This window comes from Paenibacillus sp. FSL H7-0323, assembly GCF_038002725.1.
In the GTDB taxonomy this organism is placed as follows: domain Bacteria; phylum Bacillota; class Bacilli; order Paenibacillales; family Paenibacillaceae; genus Paenibacillus_AQ; species Paenibacillus_AQ odorifer.
Map to the genome: position 1 here is coordinate 4,610,979 of NZ_JBBODB010000001.1, position 12,622 is coordinate 4,623,600.

Below are 12,622 nucleotides of genomic sequence, written 5' to 3' on the forward strand. Positions count from 1 at the left end.
CTCCTTCGACGCTCCAATAGATATAGCATATTAGATTGTACCATTATATGCGATAGCTTACATTGTTAAATGCTAAGCATAAACTTAACAAGTTTGTAAAAAGTCCAGTCTTCCCTGCCCTTTTTGAGGTGCTATAATGAAAACGAACTGAAAAGCCAGTGTGGTTTTCTTATTTTTGCGAAAGAAGATGAATGATAATGAACGAGGGGTTACTAGACCGCCTTGAAAAATATGGATTCTCGCTTTACATGATACGAATTACGCTTGCCGCATCACTATCCTGGGTAGCCGTACACAGTTTATATGGTGACCAATATTTATACTTTGCACCGCTTGCAGCCATTCTAATTACTCAAGCCAGTGTGAAGGCTTCACTTGAAAAAGGAATCTACCGCCTGATCGGCATTATTATCGGCGGAATTGTCAGCCTGATTGTAGGCCAATTCTTCGATGTAGGTGCATTTTCCATTCTGCTAATTCTGCTCATCGGGATTGGAATTGCCACAGCCTGTCGGATGAATATCCAAGCGGTTTCGCAGGTGGGGGTAACCTCGGTTCTGGCCCTTACCTTTTATCACAATGATTACGTGCTGTGGAGAGTCGCCGAAACCTTTATTGGTGTGCTCATTGCCTTGATCATCAATATGATTATCGTTCCACCGAACAGGTTCGTCAAGGTAAAAGCATTGGCACTCGATGGAAGCCTTCTACTTTCGGATGCTTTAAAAGGTCTCGTAGGCATAAGAAGAGATTCATCAAAGGATAATAATATGCTGGAGCAAGCAGGTAAACTGCTGTCTGCCAGCAATCAACAACAGAAGGAAATGTTCTATACCATTGCTCACTATCAGTGTCGTGGTGATCTAAAGGGACTTATACAAGCCACAGCACATCTAAAGACCATTCATTCCTATGTTAAAGAAATTGCCGACGATATTTGCTTGCTGCCAGCACATCATGCCAATTCTGACTGGATGCTGGAAGTGCTGGAGGCAACAGCCGATTGTATAGCTGTTTATGGTACCAAGACCTTATCCAAGGCTGAATGCCAACGTTCACTTACAGATTGTCTGCATCGTGCCCGCGACTTGCAGGCGGCCAGCTTCTCTGAACTGCAAGGACGGTGCTCACTGTCATCAGTTCGTGATCTAGGAGCGCTCTTCAGTCACTTAAACCGGGTACTCGAAGAAGTGGAACGCGCTAGTTCTGCTACTTACGTAGTTGCAGCTCGGCCTTCAACAGCTGAAATCACACGCGCTATACGCTTAATTAAAAAAGGACTCTCCCAGAAGCTCTAAGCTTGGGAGTGTCCTTTTTTTATGTTCAATCCCTATTAGACATAATGCCCTTTAGCACGATTGGTTACTACAACCATCCAACAAATTTAACTGACTGATTGTTTGGCAGCACGCCCTATCTTCACATTTACCAGTACAATACTGCTGACAATCAGCAATAATCCGATCACAAGGTTTATGGTAATCTGCTCTTTCAAAAAAACTACGCTGGTTGCTATCGAGATCAGGGGGATCAAGAAGGTGAATGAACCTACTTTTCCTGCTTCTCCTTCGTTAATCAGCTTGAAATAAATTAGCCAGCCCAGAGCAATAACAAAGATTGCGATAAACAAGGTATCCACAATAAAGGTTCCACTCCAGGTGATATCCGACCATTTCTCCGTAGCTGATCCCGAAAGTAGCAGAATGATGCCACCGATCGTGATTTGCATAGCCGTCATCCACAGCATATCCACACGTACAGCATTCCGTTTCATATATATTGTTCCTAATGCCCAGCTTAAGGCACTGGCTAAAGCCAACACAATTCCCCATATGGAGATACTCCCATTAATTCCGCCGATACTAAGAGAGGCTACCCCGAGAAAGCCAAGCAGCAAACCAGCCATTTTAAGCCCGTACATGCTCTCACCTAACCACAGCCAAGAAAAAATACCTAACAATACAGGCTGCAAAAATACAATCGATGAGAACAATCCCGCCGGAACATACTGCAAGCCAATTGTCTGAAATCCATAATAGAACACAATACTAAGTACCGCCGAGATCAGATAGATCGGCCAGAGCTGCTTGAAGCGAAGCTCCTTCACCTTGGGCAGTGCAATTAGAATCAGAATAATACCGCCTACGACGGTTCGAATACCTGCAAATAATAGAGGTGGAGCATAGTCTAAGGCGATTTTGGATATAGGCCAATTAATGCCCCATACAATCACCAAAAAAATAAGAAGGATCATACTTTTCTTCTGCTGATTCATTTGTTCACTTCCTTGGTGTAGATTCATCACAAATGATACAATAAACAAGAGCATAAATGAAATGAATAATAATCATAAGGGGCATATCATATTTGTTATGAACAATACTCAAATTCGTTTATTCGTCAAAATCGCCGAAAGCGGCAGCTTTACTAAAGCTGGTGTAGAACTGAATATGACACAGCCTGCGGTCAGCCGGGCGATCTCGTCCCTCGAAGCCGAATTAGACGTGAAGCTCTTGCTTCGAGACCGGCGTAATGGCCTGATGCTTACGGATATCGGCAAACGTATTCTTGTTATTTTCCGTGAAATTCTAATGGGCTTTGATAAGGTCAATCAGGAGATTTACGCGGAGAGAGGTCTTGAAAAAGGAAGTATCCGCATTGGAGCTTTCCCTGTGGCATCGGCTCATTTTCTACCGAAGATTATTAGCTCTATCACTAAAAGATATCCAAATATTACAATTAGCTTACAGGAGGGTTCTATCGCTGAAGTCAGAGAATGGCTGGATTCAAAAGAAATTGATGTTGGCTTATTGCTCGCTCCCAGTGCAGAATTCGAAACCATTCCATTATATAGAGAGAAATTGTTTGCCGTTTTTAGAGATGACCATCCCCTGCAAAAGCGATCCATTGTATGTGTGCAGGAATTAGCGAACGAGCCCATGTTGATTTGCAAAGCAGGATATGAACCGCCTGTTGTAGAGCTATTCCGCAGAAGTAATAGCCATCTGAATGTAAAATATGTGGTTAATAACTTTGCAACAGCTCTTAATATGGTTCAGGAGGGACTGGCGATCGGCGTGATGTCTGAACTGTCCTTGTTATCTCTGCCTCCAAATGTGGTTACCCGTGAGCTGCAACCGGATGCTTATAGAGATATCCAAATTGCGGTCAGCTCGCTTGCCGACACTTCAATTGCTGTAAAGCTCTTCATTGAGACAGCGCTGGATCTTTTCACTCAAAAATAAAATGGATTAATTAATAGATGATAAGGAGTGCTGAAGATGGACTTTAAAAGACTTGGAAATAGCGGATTACAGGTATCCGCATTAGGACTGGGAACGAACGCTTTCGGCAAACGTGCGGATCAAGAGACCTCCATTCAGATTGTACATGCTGCGCTCGATCATGGAATTAATTTCATAGATACTGCTAATATTTACGCTGGCTCAGAATCCGAGCGAATCATCGGTCTGGCCTTGGAAGGTAGGAGACATGAGGCTGTTCTCGCAACTAAAGCAGGTTTAGTCAAAAATGAGGGTCCTAACGGTAGCGGCTCCTCCCGTCGCCATTTGCTGCAGGAGCTTGAAGATAGCCTTCGCCGCCTTAAGACGGACTATATCGATCTATACCAGATTCATACCTTTGATCCCTATACGCCGCTTGAAGAAACCTTACGAACCTTGGACGATATGGTATCCTCGGGGAAAGTCCGTTATATCGGGGCCTCCAACTATACAGCATGGCAATTAATGAAGGCGATTGGGATTAGTGAAGCACGCAACTTCACCAAGTACACTTCAATTCAGTGCAGCTACTCCTTAGCAGACCGGACACCGGAGAATGAGCTCCTTTCGCTCTGCCTGGATCAAGGTGTAGGGATCATTCCATACTTTCCACTAGCTGGCGGGATTCTCACAGGCAAATATAATACAAGCGACTCAGCGCCATCGGGGTCCAGAGCAGATACCGATCCTAATTTCAAAAGATTCCTTGATGCTGACCGGATCAAGCTCGGAAGCCAAGTGAGTCAAATTGCTGAGGAAATGGAAACCTCATCTACCGCGCTCTCCTTAGCTTGGCTTATGAATCGGCCTGCCGTCTCGACGGTTATTGTCGGGGCTACACGTGTGGAACAGCTGGAACAAAATTTGCTTAGTACCTCACTTGTACTTAATGAAGAAACTTCGGCCAAGCTGGATGAAGCCAGTGATTCCTTCCGTTATCGCGAGCCGTTCGCTTTTTACCGGCTCCCATAGTCGTATGCTCTAACTTCTTACAAGGATGGAGGAAAGATTAATGACAACCTATACAGCTGACAGCATTCAAGGAATGCTTGAAGAGCATAAGAATTTTTTTAATAGCGGCGTAACTAAGGAGGTTTCTTTTCGTCTCCAGCAGCTGCTCAAGCTTAAGAATATTATTAAACAATACGAAGGACGTATCATCACCGCACTACAACAGGATTTAGGAAAAGGTGAGTTCGAAGCCTATGCCACAGAAATCGGCTTTACGCTGGACAGTATCGGCTACATGATGAAACATCTTAAGCGTTGGGCGAAGCCTGTAAAGGTTCGATCGCCGCTGCACTTATTTCCTGCAAAAAGTTATATTTTAAGTGAGCCTTACGGCACAACGCTCATTATTGGCCCGTTTAATTATCCATTTCAGTTGCTGATTGAGCCCCTGATCGGCGCCATTGCCGCTGGTAACTGCGCTGTCCTCAAGCCATCTGAGAGCACACCTGCCATCTCGTCCGTGGTTGAACAGCTTATTCAAGAGACCTTCGAGCCGCAGTATATCCGCGTAATTCAAGGGGAAAAAGAGACCACTAATTTACTGATCCACGCCAAGTTTGATTATATATTTTTTACAGGCAGTGTGCCTGTCGGCAAAATCGTTATGGAAGCAGCAGCCAAAAATTTAGTGCCTGTAACCTTGGAGCTTGGCGGGAAAAGCCCGGTTATTGTTGATAAGACCGCTAATCTTGATGTTGCAGCGAAACGGATTGTCTGGGGCAAGCTGCTAAACGCGGGTCAAACCTGTATTGCACCGGATTATCTGTTAGTCCACAAGGATATTGCCAAAGAATTGATTACCAAACTCAAACATCACGTCACTGAGTTCTACGGTCAGGATGCACAGCCTAATACAGATTATGGCCGGATCGTGAATGATCGCCAGCTGCAAAGACTTGCTGACCTCATTGCGCGAGATCAGAGCAAGGTGATTATGGGCGGCACCATCGTGCCAGAAGAACGTTATATTGAGCCTACTTTAATCTATCCTGCCACTTGGACGGATGCTGCTATGGAAGATGAGATCTTCGGTCCGATTCTCCCAATATTGGAATATCATCAATTGGATGAGGCCATTCAGAGTATTAATGAACATCCAAAGCCACTGGCACTATACCTATTTACGGAGGATAAGAGTGTAAAACAAGAGGTGCTGTCCCGGGTCTCATTCGGGGGAGGGTGTATCAATGATACGATCTCACATGTGGCGAGCACTTATCTTCCGTTTGGTGGAGTAGGAAACTCTGGAATCGGGGGTTATCACGGGAAGTATAGCTTTGAGGTCTTCTCCCATCATAAAAGCATCGTCAAGCGAGGCACACGGATCGACCTCGGAATCGTGTATCCTCCTTATGGCAATAAAGTGAAGCTGGTTCGAAAAGTAATGAAATAAACAACGCAGCAAACCTCCCATGATCGGGAGGTTTGCTGCTTATCAGGGTAACTACGCAAACAGCTCTAACAATTTCTCAACACTTATCTCTGCGGTGGAAGCCAGACATAGATCCGCGGTCCCGGTTACGAGCGCCACTCCAGCTCCCACTGACCTCATACCAGCAGCATTAATTGCGGCTATTCCTTCCTCGGTATCCTCAATCGCCACACAGCAGTCTGGGGATATGCCCAGCATCTCCGCAACCTGCAAGTGAATCTCTGGATCTGGCTTGCTTCTACGCAAGTTGCCAGGGTCAGCCACCGCCTGAAACCAATGCCCGATCTGCAAGCGTTCGAGAATCAGCAGCGCATTCTCATTCACTGAAGCCAGTCCGATAGCAATCCCTCTTTGCTGCAAATCGGACAACACGCTGTGGATACCCGGATACAGCTCAGCAGGCGTCATTTGCTGAACCAGCTGTCTATACTTCTCGTTCTTTTTGTTGCAGAGCATTCCCTTTACCGGTTGCGGCAAATTCAGTCCACTACTCTCCAGAATGACTTCTAAAGATTCCATTCGACTTAGGCCCTTAAGACTCTTATGCTTCTCTCGATCAAAAGAAAGCGCAAGCTCATCCGCCAGATCCTTCCAAGCCTCATAATGATACTCTCCAGTGTCAGTAATTATCCCGTCCAGCTCGAAAATAACAGCTTCAAGCTGCTTCACATTCGAAAGCCTCAGCGGCTTCTGTGCAGACAACTGTATAAGGTTTCCCTTATGCATAATCTCAAGCTCTTCGCCCTCCAGCAGTGTATAGATCACTTCTGTATCACTCACAAAAATATCCAATAGCTGTCCAGCGCATGTTATTTTAAACCGATAGCTCTCCCACTGCGCTGGCACACTAGGATTAAATGATAACATCCCGCCGCATAAGCGCATGCCACCAAAACCATTCACAATCGACAGCCAGGAGCCTGCCATAGCAGCAGTGTGCAGTCCATCCTTTACGTTGCGGTTGATATCATCCAAGTCCATCCGTACCGTGCGGTCAAAATAGGAATAGGCTCCCGTCAAATCACCAATCTCAGCAGAGATTATACTGTGAATACACGGTGACAATGAAGAATCATGCGTCGTCAGCGGCTCATAATAATTATAATTCCGGATCTTATCCGCCAAGCTGAATTGGTCACCCAGTAGAAACATCGCCATTACCAAGTCCGCCTGTTTCAACACCTGATGACGGTAAATTACCAGCGGATGGTAGTTGAGCAGCAGCGGATATTTGTCAGCTGGTGTATGCTCGAAATCCCATTTTTTCTTGGAGAGAAACGTGTCGTCTTGAGCATAAATACCAAGTCCCTCATCAAAGGGGATAAACATTTTGTCCGCCGCTTCCAGCCACACTAATGTCTCATGCTCAGTCAGACCGATTTTTTGCTTCAGGCGTTCAAAATGCTCAGGATACTGCTTAGATAATATCCCTGCCATCTCGTGTGCATAATAAAGCTGATCCTGTACCATAAAGTTGGTGTATGCATTATTGTTGACGATAGCTGTATATTCATCAGGACCGGTTACTGCATCAATACAAAAGACACCGCCCCTAGCCGGATTAAAGTACCCCAAGTCCAACCAAAAGCGGGAAGTTTCGAATAAAATTTCCGCTCCCTTCGTAACCAAAAAATCATAATCTCCGGTAGCCAGTACATACTGCTTGATGGCATACGCAATATCCGCATTAATATGCATTTGCGCCGTGCCTGCCGGGAAATACGCAGAGTTCTCTGCCCCGTCTATAGTCCGCCAAGGGAACAAGGCTCCCTTCTGCGACATTACCGCTGCACGCTCCCGTGCTTTGTCTAACGTGGCATAACGAAATTCGAGCAGCTTTCGGCTAATCTCCGGCTGTGTGAACGTAAAGAAGGGCAGCATATACATCTCGGTATCCCAGAAATAGTGCCCTTCGTATCCTTCACCCGTTAATCCCTTGGCTCCAATATTCGTAACCCCATCACGGCCTACGGATTGAAGCAGTTGAAAAGCATTAAAGCGAATGCCCTGCTGAAGCGCAAGATCACCATGAATCTCCACATCCGTATGTGCCCAGTATCGATCCAGATAAGCCTGCTGTTCCTGGGCAAGCGCTTCAAACCCGCTATGGTCTGCTAAGTGTAATATTTCAGTACTTCTACTAAGTAGTTCGTCTTCTGGATAATCTTTAGAGGTATGGTAAGAGATATATTTGGTTAGCGAGACGCTTTCCCCACGCTCCACCGGGACGACAAACTGCACGGATAATTTCTGCCCCTCATGCTGCACGGTCCTTTTACCCTCAGATCTTGAATCGAGCTTATGACTTACCCCTGTTAATAGGGCAAACCGGGTATGCCGCGTCCGCTGCTTCATCCATAAGAAGGAGTGTCCCGGTTCATGACCGGTATCCTCCAGGAGCAGACTGGGCTCCTTGCCTCCCGAGCCCAATCTGGGATCATCCGTTACCTTAGGTTTTTGGATCTTGCCGTCGATGGATGAAGTGAAGGTAAGCACTCCGCTGAAATTCAGCGCTTTAACCTCATAATCTATCGCCGCCAGATGTTTGTGCTGCAAAGTCACCATCCGCCGGATATGAAGCTGTACCCGGTGACCAGCTGGAGATTCCCAATCTACCTGCCGATGCAGAACCCCGCTTCGCATATCCAGCTTTCGTTCATAATGGTGCACTTGCCCACTGTTTAACTGAAAGGTCTGCCCTTCAATACTCAGTTCAATAATCTTGGCATCTGTTACGTTCAGCATCGCTTGATTGCGGGATGGATATCCGTAGGCTCCTTCTGGATATACAATGGGCTCCGAATCAAAAAAACCATTCAAATAATTGCCTGTTACAGACGAGCCTGAGCTGCCGTGGTAACCTTCTTCGAAATTACCGCGCATGCCAATATATCCATTGCCAAGCGCAAAAATACTCTCGCTTCTTTGATTGTTCTCTTCACTATAAGCTTCCTCATCAAGACTCCACTCCCGGTAAGGATATACCGCCGCCGGATGTACGTATGGTTTCATCTTCATCTCTCTAAGCTCCCCCTGATCACAGTTTCATTCGGGTTCTAAATCATTAACCTTTCACCGACCCACCCATAAGCCCTCTGACGAAATACTTTTGCAGCAGGAAAAAAATAGCGAGCGGCATCAGCATAGAGATAAATGCAGCCGAAGTAAGTAAATGCCAATCGTTGCCTCGTGAGCCTACTAAATCGGCAATTTTCATCGACATGACTTGCACAGACGGTTGATTGCCGATAAAAATCAATGAGACTAAATAGTCATTCCACACCCATAGGAATTGGAAGATCCCGATAGAAGCCAGTGCTGGCACTGATAGAGGCAGAATTAGCCTACTGAATATAGTGAAATGACTTGCCCCATCCATGAAAGCCGATTCGAACAAATCCTTCGGCAATTGACTGATAAAGTTGTACATAAAGTACGTAACCAGCGGTAATCCAAAAGCCGTATGCGCCAGCCAAATTCCCAGATAACTTCCGTTTAGCCCAAGTGCGGTATAATCCTTAAGCACTGGAATAAGCGCAACCTGTATCGGAATGACGAGCATTGCAATAATGATTACAAAAAGGATTCTGCGCCCAGGAAACCGCAGCCAGGCAAAAGCATATGCAGCAAAAGAAGCGATCAGCACCGGAATAACTGTTGCTGGAACAGCAATCGTTAGCGTATTCCAGAAGGCCTGTGACAATCCGGAGCCTTTTTGCACCGTTTCACTACCATCAGCCTGTTTCAGCTTGTATTCCTTACCGGAAAGCACATTATTATAGTTATCCAGCGTGAGATCCGGTGTCATCTTCCAACCTTGTATCTGTTCATTTACGGTACGTGCTCTACGATTCTCCCACATAAGCCGGCTGCCATCTGCCTTCACGCCAGCCTTCAGCTCATCATCTGTATAAGTTTTACCGTTCACCTCAATTGGCTCCCGAAGATCCACATCCTTGGATAGCTGAATCGTCTCTCCAGCCTTCCACTCCTGATGAGGAAAAGCTTTCCACCATCCAGTCTGCAGAATGTCAGCAGCCGGACGGAAGGAGGAAATAAATAGCCCAAGAGTCGGAAGCAGCCAAATAAAACAGATCACACCCAACACGATATTTACAACCGTTTTGCTGCCTTTTCTCTTCTTTTTACCAGCCATTAGAATCCCCCCTGCTTACGGAACTGACGTAGATTGATTATGATTACAGGCAGCACCGCGATCAGTAGAACAATAGCCAGCGTGGAGCCGTAGCCGAAATTACGGTACATAAAGAATTGCCGGTAGAACTGTGTAGCAACAACCTCTGTATCGTATTGACCTCCTGTCATCACCATGACGACGTCAAATATTTTCAACGTAAAGACGATAATGGTCGTTGTCACTGTCAGAATGGTTGATGAAATATATGGAATCATGATTCCAAAGAAAATCTTCACCTCATTTGCTCCATCCACTCGTGCAGCTTCCAAAATGTCGTCAGGAACCCCTTTGATTGCTGCCGAGAAAATCACCATTGCAAATCCCGTCTGCATCCAGATCAAAATAATAATGAGGAAAAAGTTATTCCACGGCTGAAGCATACTCGTCCAGGCTTGGGGTTCTCCCCCAAAATAAGTAACGATTGCGTTCAACAGCCCGATTTGTTCGTCACCCGGTTGATAGTAATATACGAATTTCCAAATGACTCCTGCCGCTACAAAGGAAATAGCCATCGGCATAAAGATGATCGATTTGGCGATTTTCTCATAGCTGCTGCGATCGGCAAGAATAGCAATTAAGAGCCCGAATGCTACACAAGCAAGCGTGCCAACGAATACCCAAAGTAAATTGTTACGCAATGCCGTTGCCATCAGATGATCGCTAAAGATCGCTGCATAATTGCTCAGACCCACAAATTTTTCTGAAGAAGCATTAAAAAAGCTCAAATATAATGTTCGCAGTGCAGGCAGGACCAGTAACCAGCCCAGAATAATCACTGCCGGACCAATAAAGATATAAGGCAGCACCTTTCGCCGGATATGATCAGGGTACTGCTCAACCGCCCACGTCAGCGTATAGTAAATCAGATAAACACCTAGAACTCCCCAGAGGACAGCCAGAACCGCTGTTAGCAGCGGATTTAATGTGGAATCCCGGAAGAATAAAAAGATTGCGCCGTTAACAACAATATTCGCTAACAACACAACTAGGGACAGCATTACCGCCTTCAGGCTGACGGTTGGCCTAGCTTGTGGTTGTGTTGGCATTTGTGGCTGTGGCTGTGATTGTGTACCCATATTAGCTCCAGCTCCTCCTATAAGTTTTGCGGAGCAAAACTCTTATCATAAGCATCGAACTCACTAGTTAGAAAACAAAAAGAGGGGCAGACAATCCTCTTTTCTCACTGCCCCTCTTTTTACTGTGCGCTTTAAATATTAGGTTAGTTGTTCCAGCCGGACTGGATTTGTTCCAAGGCTTGATCCAGTGTCGCTGTACCGCTCACATAGTCGGTCATCCCTTTCCAGAAGGTGCCTGCACCCACTTTACCTGGCATCAAATCAGAGCCATCAAAACGCAGTGTGGAAGCATCTTGAACCAACTTCGCCATCCGGCGATCAGATTCAGAGGTATACCAATCAAGGGAAGCATCATTCATAGGAGCAATTACGCCGCCAGATTGTACCCAGCTCTTAATCGACTCTCCAGTGGTGAAGAATTCCATGACTGCACGAACTTCTGGACGATCGTTGAACATAGCGTAAATATCACCTGCAACCAGCACTGGTTTACCATATTGCGCATCAATTGGCGGCAAGTAGAACCAATCATAATCCTGATCAACCTTTGCCGTTTCAGGGAAGAAGCTTGTAATAAAGTTACCGAGCATATTAAACCAGGCTTTAGGCGGATCAGTGAACATTGGCGCTGGGGCATCCCCGAAGGATGTCGTCACGATAGACTTAGCACCACCGTAAACATAATCCTTGTTAAGCCAAATTTTAGACATGATTTCAACAGCATTTTTTACTTCTGGTGAAGTAAATGGCAGTTCACCTTTTACCCACTTATCGTAGTTCTCAGGCGTAGTCGTACGAAGCATTATATTTTCGACCCAGTCTGTTGCTGGCCAACCCGTTGCAGCACCACTCTCAATGCCAATAGCCCAGGCAGGATCGCCATCCTTGGCAATTTGTTCAGTGAGTGCCATCAGCTCATCCCAAGTTTCAGGAACCTTGTAACCTGCATCATCAAATTGTTTCTTTGGATACCATACCAAGCTCTTTACATTACTGCGGTTCCAAATCCCCGCCATGATCTTCCCGTCTTTTCCGTCCATCGTAGACATATCGAGCCAGCTCTTGTTGTAATTAGCCGTCAATTTGTCTTGATCCAGCACACTGGTCAAATCGATAACCTTGCCCGTCTTAGCAATCGATGCCAGCAATCCCGGCTGCGGGAAGTCAGCGATATCAGGAGCATTTCCGCCGTCCACCCGAATATTTATTGTTGCTTCGAACTCCTTGGAGCCCTCGTATTGAATATCGATCCCTGTCTTCTCTTCAAATTCTTTAATGCTGCTCTCAAATTTCACTTGGTCAGCATCTACGAAGGGTCCAAACATGGTTACTTTAGTCCCTTTATATTCACCTTTCATCGCTAAATCTAACGGGGAACCCGAAGGTTCAGCACTTGGTGCATTTGTCGCTTTCTCGGTGTTATCTGCTGTTGGGCTGACTGTTGCCGCCGGTGGATCTGTAGGCGCCGCATTATTGTTGCCTCCGCCGCATGCGCTCAGCGTCATTGTGAAGGATAAACACAGTACTAAAGCCAACGACTTTTTACGTCCTGAGATCTTCTTCATCTTTTGTACATCCCCTTTAATGGTTATAGAGATAACATCTTATTCAATCATCCGGG

Annotated in this window: 9 protein-coding genes; 4 read left to right on the forward strand and 5 right to left on the reverse strand. The window is 45.8% G+C overall.

The window, feature by feature from the left end:
* The first annotated feature begins 197 nt into the window (after positions 1–197).
* A complete protein-coding gene (locus MHH89_RS20835) occupies positions 198–1,298 on the forward strand; it encodes an FUSC family protein (protein ID WP_052097383.1) in 1,101 nt (366 codons plus the stop codon).
* 86 nt (positions 1,299–1,384) lie between these two features.
* On the opposite strand, the gene MHH89_RS20840 is transcribed toward MHH89_RS20835, so the two are convergent.
* Entirely contained in the window at positions 1,385–2,275 is an 891-nt protein-coding gene (locus tag MHH89_RS20840) for a DMT family transporter (RefSeq protein ID WP_036682097.1), read from the reverse strand.
* A gap of 61 nt (positions 2,276–2,336) precedes the next feature.
* Between MHH89_RS20840 and MHH89_RS20845 the strand changes: the two genes are divergently transcribed.
* Genes MHH89_RS20845 through MHH89_RS20855 form a run of 3 tightly spaced genes read left to right on the forward strand, consistent with a single transcriptional unit; the run spans position 2,337 to position 5,688 of the window.
* Positions 2,337–3,245, forward strand: a complete 909-nt coding sequence (locus tag MHH89_RS20845; protein WP_305953676.1) for a LysR family transcriptional regulator — start codon at positions 2,337–2,339, stop codon at positions 3,243–3,245.
* A 36-nt stretch (positions 3,246–3,281) separates the two neighbouring features.
* Positions 3,282–4,256, forward strand: coding sequence for an aldo/keto reductase (locus MHH89_RS20850; protein ID WP_076278279.1), 975 nt, complete (start codon positions 3,282–3,284; stop codon positions 4,254–4,256).
* 40 nt (positions 4,257–4,296) lie between these two features.
* The gene (locus tag MHH89_RS20855; RefSeq protein ID WP_076309979.1) at positions 4,297–5,688 is read left to right on the forward strand and encodes an aldehyde dehydrogenase; all 1,392 of its coding nucleotides are present in this window, start codon (positions 4,297–4,299) and stop codon (positions 5,686–5,688) included.
* Between the two features lie 51 nt (positions 5,689–5,739).
* Here the strand turns inward: MHH89_RS20855 and pgmB are convergent, their stop codons facing one another.
* The 4 genes from pgmB to MHH89_RS20875 all read right to left on the reverse strand — a co-directional run bounded on the left by pgmB (position 5,740) and on the right by MHH89_RS20875 (position 12,566).
* Positions 5,740–8,745 carry a beta-phosphoglucomutase gene (gene pgmB / locus MHH89_RS20860; RefSeq protein ID WP_081390533.1) on the reverse strand — a complete coding sequence of 1,002 codons (3,006 nt, stop codon included), beginning with the start codon at positions 8,743–8,745 and terminating at the stop codon, positions 5,740–5,742.
* A 46-nt stretch (positions 8,746–8,791) separates the two neighbouring features.
* A complete protein-coding gene (locus MHH89_RS20865) occupies positions 8,792–9,883 on the reverse strand; it encodes a carbohydrate ABC transporter permease (protein ID WP_076124061.1) in 1,092 nt (363 codons plus the stop codon).
* A complete protein-coding gene (locus tag MHH89_RS20870; protein ID WP_254847721.1) occupies positions 9,883–11,001 on the reverse strand; it encodes a carbohydrate ABC transporter permease in 1,119 nt (372 codons plus the stop codon). Before MHH89_RS20870 ends, MHH89_RS20865 begins: the two co-directional genes overlap by 1 nt.
* A 143-nt stretch (positions 11,002–11,144) precedes the next feature.
* Positions 11,145–12,566 (reverse strand): ABC transporter substrate-binding protein, encoded by a 1,422-nt coding sequence (locus MHH89_RS20875; RefSeq protein ID WP_038574978.1) that lies wholly within the window; start codon positions 12,564–12,566, stop codon positions 11,145–11,147.
* Between the last annotated feature and the right edge of the window lie 56 nt (positions 12,567–12,622).